18 protein-coding genes are annotated in these 19,303 nt (G+C 63.5%); 11 read left to right on the forward strand and 7 right to left on the reverse strand.

The genetic code is table 11. The features are described from left to right. Positions 1-29 precede the first annotated feature (29 nt). Positions 30-3,065, forward strand: a complete 3,036-nt coding sequence (locus tag HBNXHr_RS06080; protein ID WP_275883548.1) for a DUF1349 domain-containing protein — start codon at positions 30-32, stop codon at positions 3,063-3,065. A gap of 22 nt (positions 3,066-3,087) precedes the next feature. Here HBNXHr_RS06080 and HBNXHr_RS06085 read toward each other — a convergent pair whose 3' ends face one another. Beyond that, positions 3,088-4,098 (reverse strand): patatin-like phospholipase family protein, encoded by a 1,011-nt coding sequence (locus HBNXHr_RS06085; RefSeq protein ID WP_275883549.1) that lies wholly within the window; start codon positions 4,096-4,098, stop codon positions 3,088-3,090. Positions 4,099-4,438: 340 nt separating this feature from the next. Between HBNXHr_RS06085 and HBNXHr_RS06090 the strand changes: the two genes are divergently transcribed. Together HBNXHr_RS06090 and HBNXHr_RS06095 are read left to right on the forward strand one after the other, a co-directional pair. After that, positions 4,439-5,050: a PH domain-containing protein gene (locus tag HBNXHr_RS06090; RefSeq protein ID WP_275883550.1), complete on the forward strand. Its 612-nt coding sequence runs from the start codon at positions 4,439-4,441 to the stop codon at positions 5,048-5,050. A gap of 2 nt (positions 5,051-5,052) precedes the next feature. Continuing rightward, complete coding sequence (locus HBNXHr_RS06095; RefSeq protein WP_275883551.1) at positions 5,053-6,513, forward strand: PH domain-containing protein; 1,461 nt, start codon at positions 5,053-5,055, stop codon at positions 6,511-6,513. A 30-nt stretch (positions 6,514-6,543) separates the two neighbouring features. Here the strand turns inward: HBNXHr_RS06095 and HBNXHr_RS06100 are convergent, their stop codons facing one another. After that, positions 6,544-8,172, reverse strand: a complete 1,629-nt coding sequence (locus HBNXHr_RS06100; protein ID WP_275883552.1) for a potassium channel protein — start codon at positions 8,170-8,172, stop codon at positions 6,544-6,546. Between the two features lie 164 nt (positions 8,173-8,336). Here HBNXHr_RS06100 and HBNXHr_RS06105 point away from each other — a divergent pair, with 164 nt between their 5' ends. The 4 genes from HBNXHr_RS06105 to HBNXHr_RS06120 all read left to right on the forward strand — a co-directional run bounded on the left by HBNXHr_RS06105 (position 8,337) and on the right by HBNXHr_RS06120 (position 11,737). Then, complete coding sequence (locus HBNXHr_RS06105) at positions 8,337-9,113, forward strand: ABC transporter ATP-binding protein (RefSeq protein WP_275740884.1); 777 nt, start codon at positions 8,337-8,339, stop codon at positions 9,111-9,113. Beyond that, the gene (locus HBNXHr_RS06110; RefSeq protein ID WP_275883553.1) at positions 9,110-10,483 is read left to right on the forward strand and encodes a hypothetical protein; all 1,374 of its coding nucleotides are present in this window, start codon (positions 9,110-9,112) and stop codon (positions 10,481-10,483) included. Before HBNXHr_RS06105 ends, HBNXHr_RS06110 begins: the two co-directional genes overlap by 4 nt. Before the next feature lie 147 nt (positions 10,484-10,630). Beyond that, the gene (locus HBNXHr_RS06115) at positions 10,631-11,035 is read left to right on the forward strand and encodes a hypothetical protein (RefSeq protein ID WP_275740423.1); all 405 of its coding nucleotides are present in this window, start codon (positions 10,631-10,633) and stop codon (positions 11,033-11,035) included. 141 nt (positions 11,036-11,176) lie between these two features. Then, complete coding sequence (locus tag HBNXHr_RS06120; RefSeq protein ID WP_275883554.1) at positions 11,177-11,737, forward strand: DJ-1/PfpI family protein; 561 nt, start codon at positions 11,177-11,179, stop codon at positions 11,735-11,737. Positions 11,738-11,831: 94 nt separating this feature from the next. Here the strand turns inward: HBNXHr_RS06120 and HBNXHr_RS06125 are convergent, their stop codons facing one another. Both HBNXHr_RS06125 and HBNXHr_RS06130 read right to left on the reverse strand, forming a co-directional pair. Beyond that, positions 11,832-12,197, reverse strand: a complete 366-nt coding sequence (locus tag HBNXHr_RS06125; protein WP_275883555.1) for a hypothetical protein — start codon at positions 12,195-12,197, stop codon at positions 11,832-11,834. A gap of 113 nt (positions 12,198-12,310) precedes the next feature. Continuing rightward, positions 12,311-13,288, reverse strand: coding sequence for a Gfo/Idh/MocA family oxidoreductase (locus tag HBNXHr_RS06130; RefSeq protein WP_275883556.1), 978 nt, complete (start codon positions 13,286-13,288; stop codon positions 12,311-12,313). Between the two features lie 126 nt (positions 13,289-13,414). Here HBNXHr_RS06130 and HBNXHr_RS06135 point away from each other — a divergent pair, with 126 nt between their 5' ends. Continuing rightward, positions 13,415-14,461 carry a polymer-forming cytoskeletal protein gene (locus HBNXHr_RS06135; protein ID WP_275883557.1) on the forward strand — a complete coding sequence of 349 codons (1,047 nt, stop codon included), beginning with the start codon at positions 13,415-13,417 and terminating at the stop codon, positions 14,459-14,461. A 1-nt stretch (position 14,462) separates the two neighbouring features. Here the strand turns inward: HBNXHr_RS06135 and HBNXHr_RS06140 are convergent, their stop codons facing one another. Beyond that, positions 14,463-15,218: a GNAT family N-acetyltransferase gene (locus HBNXHr_RS06140; RefSeq protein WP_275740432.1), complete on the reverse strand. Its 756-nt coding sequence runs from the start codon at positions 15,216-15,218 to the stop codon at positions 14,463-14,465. 264 nt (positions 15,219-15,482) lie between these two features. Here HBNXHr_RS06140 and HBNXHr_RS06145 point away from each other — a divergent pair, with 264 nt between their 5' ends. Continuing rightward, positions 15,483-16,172, forward strand: coding sequence for an HD domain-containing protein (locus HBNXHr_RS06145; protein ID WP_275740434.1), 690 nt, complete (start codon positions 15,483-15,485; stop codon positions 16,170-16,172). A gap of 43 nt (positions 16,173-16,215) precedes the next feature. Here the strand turns inward: HBNXHr_RS06145 and HBNXHr_RS06150 are convergent, their stop codons facing one another. Next, positions 16,216-16,935, reverse strand: a complete 720-nt coding sequence (locus HBNXHr_RS06150; RefSeq protein WP_275883558.1) for a LysE family translocator — start codon at positions 16,933-16,935, stop codon at positions 16,216-16,218. A 76-nt stretch (positions 16,936-17,011) separates the two neighbouring features. Next, on the reverse strand, positions 17,012-17,749 hold the full coding sequence (locus HBNXHr_RS06155) for a PAC2 family protein (protein ID WP_275883559.1): 738 nt from the start codon (positions 17,747-17,749) through the stop codon (positions 17,012-17,014). A 109-nt stretch (positions 17,750-17,858) separates the two neighbouring features. Here HBNXHr_RS06155 and HBNXHr_RS06160 point away from each other — a divergent pair, with 109 nt between their 5' ends. Next, positions 17,859-18,767, forward strand: coding sequence for an RsmB/NOP family class I SAM-dependent RNA methyltransferase (locus HBNXHr_RS06160; RefSeq protein ID WP_275883560.1), 909 nt, complete (start codon positions 17,859-17,861; stop codon positions 18,765-18,767). Further along, a complete protein-coding gene (locus HBNXHr_RS06165; RefSeq protein ID WP_275883561.1) occupies positions 18,764-19,300 on the forward strand; it encodes a hypothetical protein in 537 nt (178 codons plus the stop codon). The genes HBNXHr_RS06160 and HBNXHr_RS06165 overlap by 4 nt, the downstream gene beginning before the upstream one ends. Positions 19,301-19,303: the final 3 nt, after the last annotated feature.

Raw genomic sequence — 19,303 nt, forward strand, 5'->3', positions numbered from 1 at the left:
TTATAAGACAATTTGAACTGGATTGCTGAATGATAGAGCACAGCCGACGCACGTTCCTGCGTGCATTTGGGGCAGGGGGCATCGGGGCACTGGGGGAAACACATGCGGTCAATCCTGGGCGGGCAGCGACCGCCATCACGATCGAGGGCGGTGGCGAAGATATCTGGGACGCGGCCGACGCCTTTCAGTACTACTATACCGAACTGGAGGGGGATTTCGACGTCACCGTGAAGGTCGAATCACAGGAAGCGACGGATGAATGGGCGAAAGCTGGGTTGATGGTCCGCCAGACGTTGACCGCGGACGCCGAGACGGCGATGATTCGAAAGACGCCCGGCCACGAAACCTCGTTCCAGTGGCGGTCAGACGATGGCGACCAGATGGTCAGTACGACGTCCGAGGGCGGGAGCGACGAGGGCGAGGTCGCCGGTGGCACAATGCCTGCGACCTGGCAACGCCTCGTGCGCGACGGCGATACCATCGAAGCCTACGGGTCGCCCGACGGCGCGAACTGGACGCGGATCGCAGCCATCTCGCCGAGCGATATCGATTTCGCCGAGTCGGCGTACGTCGGGCTAGCAGTCTGTAGCGGCGAGGAAGGCACGCGCTGTAGGGCAGCGTTTTCGAATCTCTCGGGTCTCTCGCCGACGAGCAACACCGACATCGGCGACGTCACCGTCCCGGGGAGCGTCTCGGAACGCACCGACAAGGACACGAGCGTCGTCGTCTCGACGGGGTCGGCTTCGGGGGTCACAGCCAGTGGCGCGACGATCACGGGGTCACTTGACGACCTCGGTGGCGCGTCCTCGGCGACCGTCTCCTTCGAGTATCGGGAGCGCACGGGGGGATCTTGGCAGAGTGTGGGGACCCAGACCCTGTCCAGGACCAGGTCCTACAGCGAACCCATTACTGGACTCGAACCGGGCACCGCTTACGAGTTCCGGGCGGTTTCGACGGCCAGCGACGGCGATACCGATACCGGTTCCGCCAACACGTTCAGGACCGCAGCCAGGCGCGATGGACCCGACGTGATCACTGTCGAGGGAGCTGGTGGAGACATTTGGAACGAGGCGGATGAGGGGCATTACTACTACACGCCGGTTGAGGGTGACTTCGACGTGACCGTCCGCATCGACAGTCTCGACGACACCGACGAGTGGGCCAAGACCGGGTTGATGGTCCGTGAGTCGCTGTCCGCCGACGCGGTGAACGCGATGGTCAGGAAGACCCCTGGCCACGAAACGTCGATTCAGTGGCGTGAGGGTGCGGGGGCGGAAACCACGAGCACGACCGCCGACGCCGGCGAGGGGGAGAGTGAACTATCGGGAAGCACGATGCCCGCACGGTATCAGCGATTGGTCCGGACCGGCGACGTCATCGAGGCATACGCGTCCACCGATGGGAGCGACTGGACGCTGATCGCCGCTCTGGATGACTCGCGGGTATCCGTCTCCGAGACCGCGTACGTCGGGCTGGCGGTCACCAGCCACAACACGGGCACCCTGTGTACGGCCGAATTTTCGGAACTGTCGGGACTCGCGCCGACGGACAACCGGGACATCGGCGATCCGGACATCTCGGGGAGCGTCACCCACGAACGCGACTCCGGCGATGCTGATCCAGTGGTTTCGACGGGTTCGGTCTCGAACGTCGGAACACATTCGGCGACGCTGTCAGGTTCACTCACGGACCTCGGTGGGGCCACGTCAGTCGAGGTCGCCTTCGAATACCGTGCGCGCGACAGTGCCTCGTGGTCCTCGACCGCGGCGCAGACGCTGTCCTCGACGGGATCGTTTAGCGAGACACTTTCCGGACTCGATCCGGATACCGACTACGAGTTCCGGGCGATTGGGGACGCGAGCGACGGTGATCCGGTCACTGGCTCGGCGACGATGTTCAGTACATCGACCAGCACTGACACCGCCGGCGGATCATACTTCGACCCGTCGGACGGGTTCGCCGATCCGGCACCGTGGCTGGATGACAGTACGCAAGTCATTCGGATCCAGAACGCCACCCGCAGCGAGGTCGAACGTGCGTTCAGCACTTCTGGCCCGCGCGTGATCGTCTTCGAGACCAGCGGGACCATCGACCTCGGCGGTGAGGAACTGGCGATTACCGAGGACAAGTGCTGGGTAGCGGGCCAGACCGCGCCCTCGCCCGGGATTACGTTCATCAAAGGCCAGCTCCAGATCGACGCAAACGACTGTGTCGTCCAGCACATTCGGTCCCGTCACGGACCGGGGTCCGAGGGCAGCATCCAGAGCAACGACGCGTTCAACACGCAGGACGACACCACCAACAACGTCGTCGATCACGTCTCGGCCTCGTGGGGTACTGACGAGTGCATGTCCGTCGGGTACGACACCGACCGGACGACCTACACGAACTGTCTCATCTACGAGGGGCTGTACGATCCCTACGGCGACGGCGCCGATCACAACTACGGGACGCTCATCGGTGACGGCGCTGAGAACGTCGCGCTGCTGGGTAACGTCTGGGCGAAGGTCCGTGGCCGGGTCCCACGGCTCAAAAGTGGGACTCGATCCGCCCTCGCCAACAACGTGATGTACTTCTTCAACGAGGCGACGAACATGGACGGCGACACGGAAGCGTCCATCGTCGGGAACGTCTACGCCCCCCAGGACCTCGAGGACACGGCGATCGAAGACGGGACTGCCTATCTGGCGGACAACGTCACCGATCCCACGTCGACGCCGCTGACCGGCGACACGTCCGAGCTGTCGTCTCGGCCGCTGTGGCCCGATGGGCTCTCCGCGATGGACTCGAGCGAGGTCGAGAACCACAACCTGAATTACGCTGGCGCACGCCCGGCCGATCGCACTGAGGACGACTCGCGGATCATCTCCGAGATCGAAACCCGCGCTGGCGATCCATACACCGAGTCGCCGTACGACTACTGGATTCCCGACCACGAAGCAGTCGGCGGGTATCCCACCCTCCCGGAGAACACCCACTCGCTGACGGTCCCTGACTCGGGCCTTCGTGAGTGGCTCGAACAGTGGGCGCTCGCCGTCGAGGAGAGCGGCGCGAGCCCGCCCTGAGACGAGCGCGACCGACGGGGCGTCAGGCGAGCTGCCGACGGAACGCCCGTGCGGCGTCCTCGCCATCTCCGTAGAGATCCGCAACGAACGACGGCCGCCGGTCGAGCCGCGACCGGCCGGCCCGCTCTCGCGGGAGGTCGATGTGCCGGATCGTCGTCTCTGTCAGCGACGGGTCGGCGAGTCGGCCGTCGGCGATCCACTCGTTGACGGTCTCGACGAACCGCCGTTCCTGGCGGAGCGACAGCGTCTCGACGAGTTGCCGGACGCGCCCGTCGATGGCTTCGGCGGTCGTCGGCATCTCCTCGACCGTCTCCGGTGTCAGGCGGACGATCCACAGTTCGTCCGGCGCCGGGATCGTCCCATCGGTCACGAACTCGCGGATCGGCGGATTCTGGGAGAGGAAGCCGTCCCAGTACTGCTCGCCGTCGATATCGACAGGTTCGAAAACTCGTGGGATCGCCGATGAGGCGACGACGGTCGCCGGCGTGATCTCGTCGTCACGAAAGAGTTGGGGGGACCCGGTCCGGACGTTCACCGCACTGACCAGCAACGCGGGCGCTCGTCGCAGATCGACGAGCTCCCCGAAGGACGTAAAGTCGACGTGCTCCTGAAGCGTCCGCTCGAGGTGGGCCCGCCCAAGGTCGCTGCCCGGATTGAGATACGGGTTCTCGGCCGGTTCGACGGACGCCGGTACCGTCGCCCCGAGGACCGCCATGCCGTTCACCCACCGGTCCCAGGGCGTGTTCGCAGCGATGTCGTCCCACACTGCCTCGAGGACACTACCCGAGGTTTCCCCGGCCGCGAGCAACCCGTACCACGCCGCGACGGCCGAGACGGCCCCACCGGAAGCGCCGCTGAGACCGACCAACCGGTGAGACGACGGGAACTCCCCGAGCAGTTCGTCGAGGACGCCTGCGGTGAACGCCGCGTGGCTGCCACCGCCCTGGCAGGCGATCGCGACCGTTCTCTCGGTCGATCCGGACCCGGACCGACGCCGATCCAGGAGTTCGAGCAACCGATTCAGGCGAGTCACGTCCCACGCGAACGCTTTGAGAGGGAAGTACGCTTTTATGTGTCATCTTCTATGCTGGATCCATCGCTTCCCGAGCGACGTCCCCACCTGTCGTCCTGGCGCGGCAGTCCCAGGCGTTCCACGCGGCGACTCGGGGCCGGATCGCGTCAGCCCGGTCCCACCCGGAAGGAGGAGCCGAAGGCGCTCGGCAGGACGTCGGCGGACTGTTCGGCGATGTCACCCGGCCCGCTGCACTCCATGGCTGGTTTGACCTTCGACCGCCCAGAGAACCCCACCTGTGGACTTTGGGTCCCGCAGCCGGGCAGCACCATTAAGCCGCTGCCAGTCAGACGTGTTTGTCATGACTGTGGACGGCGGGCCGCCAGGGGATCACGAATCCGAACCGGCCGACCGAACTGGAGAGCGCAACCCGAGGGAGGAGTCGGAGACGGGCACCGAATCGACGGAGCCCGAGGACGAGTCCGTCGACCGTGAAGCGCTACAGACGGCGGTCAGGTCGCTCGACTCACGCGTCCGCTGGCAGTGGTGTCTCAGGGCGACGATCGTGGCCGCGGTAGTTGGCACGATCATCGGGGCGATCAGCGTCTTCGGACTCGAATGGGGACCGCTCCCGGGCGTCGGAGCCTTCCTTTTGGCACTCCTCATCGGGGTCAGCCACGCGCTCGCGCTGTATCGCACCTGGGAGTACCGGGTTCGCGAGGACGCGTTGTACCTCCAGCGGGGCGTGATCACGCACGTCAAGACTGTCGTCCCGTTCGTCCGCGTCCAACACATCGACACGAGCCGCGGCCCGATCGACAGACTGCTCGGCCTCTCGTCGCTGGTGGTCTACACAGCCGGATCACGAGGGGCCGACGTGACGGTCCCCGGCCTCACGCAAAGTGACGCTGCGGACCTCCAGGAACGATTGAAAGTACTCGCGAAGGATTCCAACGGGGACGACGCTGTCTGACCATGCGACTTGATCCGCTTTCGATCCCCTATCGGATCGCCGAGAACAGCACCCAGATCGCGGGCGGTGTCGTCGTTGCCGGGATCGCGGGTTCCAGTGGCTCCGGCGGAAATCTCCTGCAAGGCGCGACGATCTTCTTCGGCATCGCGGCGGTCGGCGTCGCTCTCGTCGCCGGCTGGAACGTCGCTTATTATCGGCGGTTCCGCTATGAGCTGACTGGGGACACGTTCGATATCGAGTCCGGTGTCCTGTCACGTCGCGATCGCGAGATCCCTTACCGACGCATCCAGAACGTCGACATCAGACAGAACGTCGTCCAGCGACTCCTCGGCATCGCCGAGGTGCGCCTGGAGACCGCCGGCGGCGGCCAGACTGAGGCTCAACTCAAGTACGTCAACCGCGAGGAGGCGGGCCGACTCCAGGAGGAAGTCGGCCGCCGAAAGCGTGGGCAGGAGCCGAGTGTCGACGAGAGCGAAGCCGAACAGCAAACCGAGACGCTATATTCGATAACCCCCCGTGAGTTAGGGATTCTCGGACTCGTCTCGATGGATCTCCGGCTGGTTCCGTTCCTGTTGGTGGCGCTGTCAGTGTTTGGCCCGGCGGCGATCACCAGCATGCTACCGGACGTCGATCAGTGGTTTCTGATCGGTCCGCTCGTCGGCCTCACTACCCTCGTCGGGCTGGCGATCCTCAGTGGGATCATCTCGATGCTACAGTATTACGATTTCCAGTTGCGATCGCATGGGGACGAGTATCGCTACGAACGCGGACTCCTCCAGCGCTACAGCGGTTCGATCCCCGTCGAGAAGGTTCAGACGCTGTCGATCCGGGAGAACGTCCTCGCCCGCTGGCTGGGCTACGCCAGCCTGACGATCGAGACGGCGGGCTACGCGCCCGGCCAGGGATCGGGCGCACGCTCACAGTCGGCCATCCCGATTGCCGAACGCGACCGGGTAGTTGAACTCGCCCGCTCGATCGAGCCGTTCGACGAAGTGACCTTCGAACGCCCCCCCAAACGAGCGAGAGAGCGCTACGCCGTCAGGTACCTGCTGGTCGCGCTCCTCGTGATCGCCGGCACCTATGCAGTGACGCTCGTCCCGGATATCTCCGGCCCTTGGTTCCTCTCGGCGTTGGTTCTTCCCGTGGTGCCGATCGCGGCTCATGTAAAATGGCGACATCGCGGGTATTACATGGGTGAGGAGTACGCGATCACGCGCAACGGGTTCTGGTCGCGCCGGATCACGATCGTTCCGACCTACCGCGTCCAGACCGTCCTCTCCTCGCGGACGATCTTCCAGCGTCGCCGTCGGCTGGCCTCGGTTATCGTCGATACAGCGGGCTCGAGCAGTCTCATGGGCACGGACGCGGTCGCGGCGGACATCGACGCCGAGCAGGCTGATCGACTCAGAGAAACTGTCGCCGATCGGCTGCAGGTGGCGATCGGGCAGCGAGACAGTTCCTGAACTGATGGGCCGTCGAGGCCGAACTGGCGGTCACTCGACTAATGCAGTGAACGCACTGACACGGTCGTCCGGCCCAGTGACGATTATCTCGTCGTCGTCTTCGAACGTGAACGTCGGATCGAAGTCAGTAATCAACTCGCCGTTTCGCTGGATCGCGATGACGGTACACCCGGTCTCGGCCCTGATGTCGGCTGATGCGATCGATTGGCCGGCAAGCGTGCCAACCGGGAGGCGGACGACTTCGACGCCCTGATCGAAGGTGATGACGTCCTCGCCGAAGATGGTCGAGGCGAGCATTCGACCGCTGACGGTTGCCAGCGCCAGCACGTAATCGGCCCCGGCGCGATAGAGTTTCTGGACGTTGGCTGTCTCGTTGGCCCTGACGACCACTTCGACGTCGGGTTCGAGCTGTCGGACGACGAGCGAGGCGAACACCGCCGACGTGTCATCCGGCAGCGCCAGCACGACCGAACTTGCCTCGTCGATATCAGCTGTCTCTAACGTGTCGGGATCAGTCGCATCCCCGACGACATCGACACCAGGCTTCTCGTCGAGATCGATGACGGTCACCGGCAATCCTGCCCTGACAACCCGCTGTTTGACTGTCGATCCCACTTCGCCGTAGCCACAGATGAGGACGGGACCGCGACGTTGCTGACGTGCCTCTGCCCGGGCGAGTTTCTGAAAGGCCTGGAGTTGGGGTTCACGCCCGGCGACCAAAAGGACTGTCCGGGCGTTGATCCGATCCGCAGGCGATGGCGAACTCACAAACTGGCCACGGAACCACGCACCGATGACGTTCGCGCCGGTTCGCTCGCGGATGCGACTCTCGCCGATGGTGGTCCCGACGAGGTCGCTCCCCGCCTCGATCGGAATCTCGACGATCTCTAACTCATCGCCGATCTCGACCGCGTCGGAGACCTCGTCGGTGACGGCCGTCGTGGCTTTCTGGGCCAAGCTTTCGCCGATCAGATGTCGTGGTGTGAAGACCTGATCGGCCCCCGCGTAGCGATGGTAATCCGCGAGCGTCGCGTCCTCGACGAACGTGATCGTCCGGGTCTCGGGGGCGAGTTGATCGACGGCGAGTGCGATCGAGGCGTTGACTTCGTCGTTGACATCGGCGACAAGCGCACGTGCATCTTCGATGCCCGCAGCGGTCAGAGAATCGATCGACTCCGGATCGCCATACATGACGGCGATACCGTCGTCGTAATAGTCGGTCGCGGTGTCTCGGTCCGGTTCGATGACGACGTACGATTCCTCGAGCATCCGCAACTCGTCGATCAGCATCTCCGTTCGCGGGGTGTATCCGCAGATGACGACGTGATCGTCGGCGTCCTCGATTGAATCGGGGACAGTCGTCGTCAGTCGCTGTTCGATCCAGGGTGCGACAAACAGCGGCAGCGCCATGAATACGAAGAAGACACCGGTCGCTTGCATCGCGATCGCGAGCAATCGCATCTGGGGTGTGGTCCAGGCGGCGGCGTCCTCGCCGTAGCCGGTCGTGGTAAAGGACTGGACGACGACCAAAAGCGACTCGGTCAACGTTCGGGAGGCGTCCTCGAATATCGCCATGCCGGCCCCGTAGGCGATCGTATAGAGGATCGTCACGGCGGCGAAGGCACCGAGATAATAGTACGCGCGCCGTCGCCGACTCATACCCACATCTGGAGGCGGGGGAGAGAAAACGGTTCGGATCCCGTCGGCCAAACAGCTAAGGGCGTTGGCCCTCCCACGATCGATATGGGTACGATTGACGCGGAACCGTGGGTCGCTGTCTCGAATTCTTCGATGGTGTCCACCTCACGGGGGGCGGCCTAACCGTGCCGGCGGTCGAAACCGACGGACTCACCAAACAGTATGGCGATCTCACTGCACTCGCTGACCTCTCACTCACTGTCGAGTCGGGGGCGCTTTTTGGGTTGCTCGGGCCGAACGGCTCGGGCAAGACCACGACGATCGAGATCCTGACCGGCCAGCGAAAACCTGACGCCGGGACTGCCAGCGTGCTGGGTATCGATCCCGTCGCCAACCCGCGCGAGGTACGCGAGGTCGTGGGCATTCTCCCCGAGCGCGAGGATCCGCCGAGTTTCCTCACGCCGCGGGAGTACCTCCGGTTTATCGGCGACGTGCGCGAACTCGACGACATCGACGATCGCATCGAGCGGTGGGCCGATCGTCTCGAGTTCACCGAAACACTGGATACCGTTGCCGCTGACCTTTCCGAGGGCCAACGCCAGCGCGTCATGCTCGGGGGGACGTTCGTTCACGATCCCGAGCTAGTGTTCATCGACGAACCGCTGGTCAATCTCGATCCGATCCTCCAGGAGCGAGTCAAACGCGAGTTGCGCGCCTACTGTAACAACGGCAACACGCTGTTTCTGTCGACACACTTCGTCGATGTGGCCGCCGACCTCTGCGATCGGGTCGGTATCCTCGACGGCGGACACCTAAAGGGGACACAGGAGACGGCCGAGTTCGACGACGATGACCTCCTGTCGTACTTCATGGAAACTGTCGAGGGCGGCGACATGGCGATGGCAGCCGGCCGATCCGGTGGTGTGGCGGCGGAACCGAACGAGGGGGGTCCGGATTCGTGAGTCTGCTTTCGGCGATGCTCGTCGAGGAGTGGCGACTCCACGCTCAGTTGTTCGGCGGGCGGCGCTTCGCCGCTTTTCCGGCAGTCATGTTCGTGCTCGGGGCTGCCGGACTGACGTTGCTCGGCGAACTGGGCGTCGCGCGCGGGGCTGTCGTCGGCGGATTGCACGCGGTGGTCGCCTTCCTGGGTTTGCAGGTCGGGACGATCGGGCTTGTCGGCCGGGACGCCATGCGAAACGTACTCGGTGACGTATCGTTGCTGGTCGGTAGTTCCCGGACCCTGCCGATCTCCTGGCGACGGGTCCTTGCAACCTTCCTGCTCAAGGACCTGCTGTACTACGCTGGGCTCATTCTCGGTCCGCTGGCGCTGGCCGACGCTGCCCGCGCACTGGTTCAGGGAACGAGTCCCATCGAGGTTGGCTTGCTCTGGATGACGCTCGTGTTCGCGTTCGCGTTGGGGGTGACCGTCAGTCTGGCGATGATCGCGGTGGCGACCCGGTCCGTGATCGCGTTGTTGGCCAGTGTGACCGGCTTCGTCGCCGTTGTCGTCCTCGGAAACGTCGATCCGATCACGTTCACGCCGGCGGGATTCTACGGCACACCGTCCGTCGCGAGTGGCCTGCGGGTGACCGGGCTGATCGTTGTGAGTGCGACGATCGCGCTGGCCCTTTTCGAACCGATCGAGACCAGCGAGCGGGCGTCCCGAACGCCACCGCTCCCGGTCGGGTTCGGTATCGCGGGACGGACGCTCCGTGAAGTCGCCCGGTCGAGCGGATCCGTCTGGAAAGTCCTGTTTTCGCTGTCGCTGTTCGGCGGGGTCACGGGCTGGCTGCTAGTCGCGGTCGCCGACGCTGGCGGGCTCGAAATCGCGCCCGGACTCGCCTTCGGGACGCTGCTCGGGCTCGGGACGTTCACGACCTACGCCTGGGTGACGCAGTTCGACGATCCCGGTGAGTTCGATCGCTATCCCCTGGCCCCGCGAACGCTGTTCCGTGGAAAGTTACTCGCCTTTCTCACACTCGCGATCCCCGCCGGGCTGGTTGTCCTCGCCGTCGCAGCCGTCTGGTTCCCGCCGGCCGAACTGGCGATCGGCGTCGCCATACTGCCGGCCGTCGCGATCTACGTCTACGGTGTCTCGGCGACGGTTGCCGGCCTCTCGCCGACGGCGCTTTTGTTCGACGTCGCTCGCTTTGCCGTCTTCGGGGCGGCGATCGCCCTGGTCGCAGTCCCGCTCGTGGTGACTGCCTTGATCGGGAGTCGGTATCCGACGCTTGCGCCAGTCCTTGGGCTGGCTATTGCGGTACTCGCAGGAACGATCGGCCTCGTACTTGCGGAGATCGCTGGCCAACGGTGGGACCGACGACGGCGGTGAGGAATTTCGCTGCTGGTGAGAAGTCCGTAACGCTTTGTCCCGGCAGCGATGGTCGTCGAATCGACTCATCTTCCACCATGTTTTATATAATATTTATTCGTAGCCGTCCTTATGCGAGTGGAAACCAGTCAGACTCGGCGGACGGTTGTGAGCGCAATAGCCACCGGTGCCCTTGCCACTGTCAGCGGGTGTGGACTGCTTGGCCGTGAGACACTCTCGACGCGATACGTCGTCGAGGAGGTGGACTCCCCCGGTTCCATGCTCGATGAGGAAGCCGATATCGAGGGTGGAAGTCATCTCGCCGACCAATTCGAGATCGAGGAAGCGACAGAGATACGGTACACGGCAGCAGTGCTCGATGGGCCGAATCTCAACGCGTTCTTGCTCGACAATGAGAACGCAACAGCACTCCAAGCCGGTGAGGACGTCACTGCGATCGAAGGGTCGATTGCGCTCGACACGGAAATCGCACGGATCAACGGTGTCGAGCTCGAAGCGGGCACGTACACACTCGTTGTCGACAACGGCGACGTACAGCCCGAGAACGCCTGACTGGAAGCCGCTCATGACTCGGTCCTGTGACTTTTTGGGACCCATCAACGTTCCGTTTGTGAGTGTTGGTCCGCTGTTCACGCAGAACGTTTATTTAACTAACATTCATTATAGAATCTGCGCACTAGCGCATGACATACAATGGCAACCAAACGACTCCTGATGATCGTTGGCGACTTCGGCGAAGACTACGAGATCATGGTCCCGTTCCAGGCCCTACAGGCAGTCGGCCACGAGGTCGACGCCGTCTGCCCGGAAAAAGAGGCGGGTGAGACGATCAAGACGGCGATCCACGACTTCCGTGGCGACCAGACGTATCTCGAAGAACGCGGCCACGATTTCGAGTTGACGGCGACGATGAGCGAGATCGATCCGGCCGACTATGACGGCCTTGTCGTTCCCGGTGGACGGGCACCCGAATATCTCCGTGGATACGACGTGGTCATCGAGACCGTACAGCACTTCTTCGAGGCAGGGAAACCAGTCGCCTCGATCTGTCATGGCCCCCAGATCCTCGCCGCAGCGGGCGTCCTCGATGGCTACGAAATGACGGCCTATCCGGCAGTCCGCCCGGAGGTCGAAGCCGCCGGTTGTTCGTGGGTCGACGGCGTCGTGCGGGACGACAATCTGGTGACTGGCCAGGCGTGGCCGGATCATCCCGCATGGATCGCGACGTTCCTCGAACTCCTCGAAGAACGGTAGGGGGTCGTGTGACCCGCAGAGTCACATTTCCTCGGAACGGACTGTTCTGCTCGCTGATCAACGTGTACGTTTCGGGATGGGGACTCGCTCGGTCTCAATCGGCTTTGGCTTCGCAGTCGTCCCCCCATGGCGACAGCCATGCGGTCGCGACGTCCCGGTAACTTTCCCAGAAGTTTTTCCAGAGCGCTGACCCGGTATCGGTAGCCGGGAACTCGAAGGCAGTTCGCTGGCCCGTTGGCGACAGTGGGGACGGGAACCGGGAGTTGTCAAGCGAGTCGATCGGCCGGGTCGAGACTGAATGCCCACACTCGGGGCACTGGTACCAGATCGACTGTGACCCATGGCGCTCGTGTAAGACCCAGTCCCCGTTGACGAGACTGTCGTGCCCGCAATTGGCACAGTGTAGGACCGACTTGCGCCCCCCGGCGTCGTCTCCGGTAGCCACGTGCTCTGAGGTCATCGTATCCACTATTAGGCGAGTCTCGGATAAAAACGTTCGTGTATAATAATTGGGGTCACGGCAAGAGACGGTCAATAGCATGAACTGTCGGGCGCAGTCGAGAATCGTGGCCGCTACGATAGTGACACCGGTTCGCCACGGTCGGCACTCTCGTAGAGTGCGTCGATGACGGCCATGTTCCGGATCGACTCCTCCCTGTCGATTCGCGGTCCCGACCCGGAGTCAACAGCGTCGGCGAAGTGCGCGACTTCACGCTGGTACGGGTCGACGGGATCGAATTCTTCGACGGCGTGTCTGCCATCGACCGAATATTCCAGGGACACCGTCTGGTCGTGGTCGGCTCCAAAGACGTTCTCGGCTTCCAGCCAGCCGTTCTCGGCCTCGACGCGATAGGACTCGACGAAGGGAGTGTCGAATCCGGAGTGGATTCTGGCCGTCGCGCCCGAATCGAACTCCAAGATGCCGGTCAGCTGACTGTCGACGCCGGCGTTACGTGTGTCCGCGCTCGTCGCGTACGCTCGCTCGGGTTCACCCAGGAACAGCCGCATCGCACTCACGGTGTAACAGCCCAGGTCCATCAGCGATCCGCCGGCGAGGTCCGGATCGAGTCGGATATCGTCGGGATTTCCGCGAAGCGAGAAGGTGAACGTCGCGGACCCGGATCGAACGTTCGCCAGGTCCTCGCTGACGATCTCGGCCGCTCGTTCGGTCCGGGGATGGAATCGATACATGAACGCCTCCATCAGCGTTACGTCTTGGGCCTCGCAGTAGTCGTGCATCTCCCGGGCTTGTTGCGTGTCGACGCCGATCGGTTTCTCACACAGGACATCGTGACCGGCGTCGGCTGCGCGCATCGTCCACTCGGCGTGAAGCGCATTGGGAAGCGGGTTGTAGACGGCGTCGATCGGCGCGTCCGCGAGCATCGTGTCGTAGTTCCCGTAGGCGTTCGGAATCCCCAGTTCCGAGGCGACGGTCTCCGCCCGATCCACGTTACGTGAGGCGATGGCCGTCACCTCGTGTTCGCTTCGCTCGCTCGCCGGAATCAGGGCCGTCCGGGCAATACCTGCCGTACTCAAGATGCCGAATCGCATAGTGGATACTGTGGCTGGCACGGTCTTGAAGCACGGGGTCGGCCGACAGGATAGCCCGTCACACAGTTGTTTACTCAGCAAATCGTCTCCTATGTTTATGCTACTGCGGGTCGAATCCCGACTGAAATGGCAGCCGAACGATCTTTGTTCAAATCCAACGTCCGGACCATCACCGCCGTTGTCGTGGTGGTCCTCCTGTTGGCCTCGATCCCCGGCACTGCGCTGGCGGAAACCAGGACGGGTGGTTCAGTCGTCGTGGGAGCAGACGAAACCGTCGACGGTGACCTCACCGTGTTCGCTGGCTCGGTCGTCATCGACGGCACGGTCGAGGGAAACGTCCAGGCAGTCGGGGGAAGCGTCAGGATCGGCGGAACCGTCACCGGTGACGTGTCCGTGACAGCCGGTTCGGTCGTCATCGGTCCCAACGCGACGATCGAGGGCTCACTCCAGGGGGCTGGCGGTGACGTGGTTATCGCAGGCACCATCACCGACGACGTGCAGGTCGGCGCCGAGACGATCACCGTGACCGAGACAGCGGTCATCAACGGCGAGTTCACATACGACGGGAGCCTCGATCGTGCCTCGGGTGCGTCGATCGCGGGGACTGTTTCGGCGGACGCCGATCTCGGATTCGACTCGCCGCTCGATGTCTCGATCCCGGGGTGGATCATCAGTGCGTACGCCTTTATGGTCGGACTGCTGGGGGCAGTGGTTCTCCTGGGCCTGTTCCCGGAATTTTCGAGGTCGGTCGCATCGGCCGCGACGGACGATCCGCTTCGGACCGGTGGGGCCGGCGTGCTGGCGGTGGTCGGGATCCCCGTCGGACTGCTCGTTCTCGTTCTCACGCTGGTGGGCATCCCGCTGGCGCTGATCGGGTTGTTCGTCTACCTGATCGGGCTCTGGGTCGGGTCACTCTACGGCCGGTATGCGATCGGGACGTTCGTGCTGGCGCAATTCGAGACCGATAATCGCTGGCTTGCACTGCTTGCGGGCTTTATTCTCATAGCATTGCTCGTCCGCATCCCGCTCGTCGGCGGATTGATCCAGCTTGTCGTTGCGGTGCTTGGACTCGGCGGAGTGGCAGTGATGATGGTTCGGCGCTATCGGGCCCACCGTGGCGAGGAGAACAACGACGCATACTCATCGGACCAATCAGAGCGCGTCGTGCCCTGAATTACAGGTAGGCCGCGTCCCATCGGGTCGGCTTGCGCCGGTTCCCACAGGAGTTACACTCGATGCGCCCCATCGCATCCATCGCATTCGCGAGTTCGCCACAGTTGTCACAGTAGTAGCCAAAGCGGTGCTGGCGATCGTCGTCGGCGTAGACGATGTGAAACGGCGCAGTCGAACCCCGTTCGGACTCGTCGTGATCGACGTAGACTGTTTCCCCGCCGGATTCCAGCGGTTCGAGACCGGTCTGCTCGGCGATGTAGCGGTATTCGATCTGATTCCGACCGCCGATTTCGATCTCGGTGCGGCCCACTCGTTCGAACCCCTTGGATTCGAAAAAGCCCGTTCCGTCCTGGTTGTTCGCCAGCACGCGGCCCTGGATCGCCATCGCACCCTCGGTTCGAAGGCGATCGATCGTGTCGTCAAAGAGGGTGCTCGCGATCCCCTCGCCGCGGTAATCCGGATCGACGTGGAGCCACAGCAACATCGCGTCCCGTCCATGGTCACTTTCGTCGACCACCCAGGGGCGACCGGCCGTCAGCGTACTCTCGGAAAACGCCACGACCTGATCGTCACGCTCTGCCACCAGCAAAATTCGGTCTCCCGATTCGAGGCTCTCTTCGAGCTGTGATTCACTGTACCATTCCTCGATCCCGGTGGTGATCGTCTGTGGGCTGAGTGTGTATGACGCCTGGAGCGATCGCCTGGCGACGTCACGGATCGCTGGCGTATCCGCTTTGGTGGCAGTCCGAATGTTCATGCACATGATTGTGGTGCGTGTCAACTTAAGCCAACCGGCGACTGCAACCTTTGGGGCTGGTGTCGGCCGCCCGGGGAGCAACACAATACCGAAACGTGACTGGTTCCGGACGCGGACGGGCGACCGAGAACGCACTGATGCCCGTCGCAGATTGTCGTCCCGGTGGCCGGTCAATCAGTCCTGTCGGTGTCGTAACGCTAAAGAGTTAAAGCCGCTTCTTTTTAGGCAAGATGACCGAAACACGTATTATCCGGAGGTGGTTCTGTGGGTGTTGAAATCCGGGAGTCGCCAGTCTCCGAGGGGGAATTCGAGGAGATGAAGCAGTTCGTCCATGACTATCTCGAAGCCAGCGTCGAGAACGAACAGGCGGGCGGCCGGATGCGGTGGTACCCCTGGCACTCAGCGGAGTACCGGTTCAACCACATTCTCAATGTGGTTGACCTGGCCACGGACATTGCCCGCGAGGAAGGTGCTGACGTGCAGGTCACGCGAGTGGCCGCCCTGTTTCACGACGTGGCCAAACTCGAAGCGGAACAGGACGAACACGCTGCGGCCGGCGCACGCATCGCCAAGGAGTTCCTGAACACGCACAGCGACTATCCCCAGTCGTTCGTCGACCAGGTCGTCGCTGCTATCCAGGATCACTCCTATCAGGGCGACCTCACGGACCTACCGCTGGAGACCCGGTGTCTTATCGAGGCCGATGTCCTGGACAAGGTCGGTGCCAACGGGACGGCGCTTTTGTTGTTACGCATGGGCTATGAATCCCGATCGCACGTCGACGCCCCCGAGATGGTCGAACGCGTCACTGAGCGAGGCAAGGACGCCCGCGAGCGCATCGAAAGCGATACCGCCGAGAGTTACCTCCACCGCCGGCTCAAGCGGGTCCGGTGGTTCAAAGAGTGGCTCGAAGAGGAGATCGCCGCTGTCGACGCCGGGGCGGACGAGGCCTGACAGACTCCGGTGAGGTGAGCGACAGTCGGATCACTGCACAGCGTCAGCCGAGGACGCCAAACGTCGATAGCGCGTCGAACAGGAAGAACACGCCGAAGCCGGCCAGGAAAACAGCGCTGAGGCCCGCCACCGCCGGCGCGAAGCGGTCGATCCGTTTCCCGGCACTGACGAGTGTCGCCGGGAAGCCGACGATCCAGACGGCGATCCCAGCAAAGAGGCCGACCAGCAGCGTCGGCTCGCCGGTTCGGACCACGAGCAGGCCCGTAAGCTGTCCGCCGACGTAGGGCGTCTGGGCGAGGACATCGACCGTTCCGGGCGTGAGGAGGCCAACGCCGACGGTCAACCAGAAGATGATCTGATAGGGATTCGTGAGTGCAAGCACGAACGCTCGACGAAAGCCACGTGCGTTCGATCGATTGTCGCTGTCGCTTCCCGCTTCAGACTCGCCTTTCTCGAACGTGGTAAACGTTTGATCGAGCTCACCCGCGGCGTCGAACGCGAAGTACAACATCAACACGCCCCCGACCCCGACCATGGTCCCCTGAATGAGTGTCGCTTCGCGGACAATCGTGACGACACCCAGCAATGAGAGCGCCAAGAACGTCGCGTCGGCGAGCAAGGCACCCAGTCCGGCGGTAACCCCGGCACGGAAGCCCGAGACGACGCTTTCCTCGGCGATGACGGCGTTCATCGGCCCCGGCGGCGCAGCCAGCGCCAGTCCGAATATCGATCCGGCGAGTCCGGTTACCAGTACGTCTATCACGGCGCTAGTGAGTGGGTCGGGTGTTTCGGCGAAAAGCGCTTCGAGACTGCTCGGGCGGGGACGCCCCTCGAAAGGCCTACTGGTACATGCCGACCGGTTCGGCCTTCGAACTCGCTTCCTGGGACTGTTGCATCCGCTGGGCGAGTTGCTGGCGTGTCGCCCGGATCTCCTCGGCGCGTTCGAGCAGCGATTCCGTCTCGACGGCAAGGTCGGTGATGGGTGCGATCGCCGTTTCGATCAGCGCGGTTGCCGCGGCGGGATCAGGGAACCCGGCTGACGCCTCGACGATCAACCCGAGGGCATCGATATCCTGTCGGTGGGCCTCATAGAGCAACGCACCGGTCGGGCCGCTAATCGCACCCCGTTCGTCGGGCGGGTCGATGTCGTGGTCCGACAGCATCGTCTTTGCCGCCCCCGTCGCGACGCCGTAGGTCGCCCGTTCGTCGTCTGGGTCCGTGGGCCGCCCGCTGAGGTAGATCGGAAGCGCGTCCACCTCACCAATCCAGCCGGTGAGACACCCCGCGAACGCCTCGGCGGCCGTCGGCGAAACCGGGACGTCGCTCTGAAGCACGAGCAGATCGTGCCCCGGATCGGCGTACAGCCGGACCGGTCCCGTAAGTGCCGTCTCATTTTCGTGGTAGATAGCGACCTCCGGCAGCCCCTCACAATGGCAGGTCGCGTAATGCATCATGTCAAACGTCTCGATCAAATGGTCGGCGGCGATCTTCCCGACCAGTCCGACGCCCGGCAGTCCTTCGACGAGCGTCGGTTCCGACAGGGCAACCTCCGGCTGGTGAACCGAAATCTGTGCCATGAGAACTCTTCACACTTGTGTCCAAAAAACGTGCCGGCAGCCAGTAGTACGACCGAGGCGTGCACCTGTCGGTCGAAACCGACAAACGAGCGCCCGCTCAATCCTGTCTATGGACGTGTTGCAGCGCTACGAGTCGCTCGTCGAGGACTGGTCCGCGTTCCGTGCTGCCTGTCGCCGCCCGCTCCCGTCGGTCGTCCGCGTGAATACGCTCAAGACGACCGTCGAACGGGCGAAAGAAGCTCTCCAGGCCGAGGGGATTGCCTACGAGGAGGTCAAGTGGCACGACGGGATCCTCCAGTTGCCCGACGCCAGTCCCGGATCGAACTGGCCGTATGTCCAGGGGTGGCTCCACGGTCAGGAGGAAGTCTCGGCACTGCCGCCGGTCGTGCTCGAACCCGACCCGGGTGATCGCGTCTGGGACGCCACGGCCGCGCCGGGCAGCAAGACGACCCAACTCGCTGCGCTGATGGACGACGAGGGTCAAATCGTGGCGACCGACAACAATCTCGGCCGACTCTCGGCACTCCGCTCGAACGCCGAACGCCTCGGGGTCACCAACCTCGCGGTCACCAACGAGGACGCCCGTAACCACTCGCTGAAACCGTTCGACGGCGAGCACTACGACCACGCACTCGTCGACGCACCCTGTTCGTGCGAGGGGACGATCCGGAAGAATCCGGACACTCTCGAGGAGTGGTCGCTCGATCACGTCACCGGCATCGCCGGCGCTCAAAAGGGGATCCTCCGGCGCGCTATCGAGGTAACTCGGCCCGGCGGGACCGTCGTCTACTCGACGTGTACGTTCGCCCCCGAAGAGAACGAGGCTGTCCTCGATTTCGCCCTCGAAGAGACGTCAGCCCGGCTCGTCTCGGTCGACCTCCCGCTGGACAGTCGCCCTGGCGTGACCGACTGGGACGGCGAAACCTTCGATACGAGCGTCGAGAAGGCTCACCGGGTCTATCCCCATCTCAACGACACGGGTGGCTTTTTCGTCGCGAAACTGGAGGTGCCCGCATGACCGACGGGAGCGAATCGAGCGACGTCGAACACGGTGAGAACGACGGTGATCGATTCGACCGGTTGCCGGCGACGGAAGCCGAGCGGGAAGTCCGAGGGCGACCGACCCGCAGTGACGTTCTCGACTACTGGCAGGATCGCTTCGGCGTCCCGACCGAGACATTCGACGAGCATACGTTCTGGGAGCGCGGGTCGGGCAAGATCTGGGTCTTCGCCGGCGATCTCCCGTCACCGGTCCACATCGAAGCGCTGGGCATGACGTTTCTCCGGACACGCCAGGAACACTGGAAGCCGACGCTCGAAGCCGTTCAGCGCTTTGGACATCACGCCGAGACCTGCGTCATTCACCTCTCACGCGAGCAGGCCCGGACGTTCCTTGCGGGCGATGATCAGGAGATCGAATGGGACGGCGACTGGGGCTACCTGATCGTGACCCACGACCTTGCCGGCGAGCGCGAACCGCTCGGCGTCGGGCTATATGTCCACGGCGAACTCCGGTCGCAGGTTCCCAAGGGCCGGCGACGCGAGTTGTAGCTG

The sequence above is a fragment of the Halorhabdus sp. BNX81 genome, from assembly GCF_029229925.1.
In the GTDB taxonomy this organism is placed as follows: domain Archaea; phylum Halobacteriota; class Halobacteria; order Halobacteriales; family Haloarculaceae; genus Halorhabdus.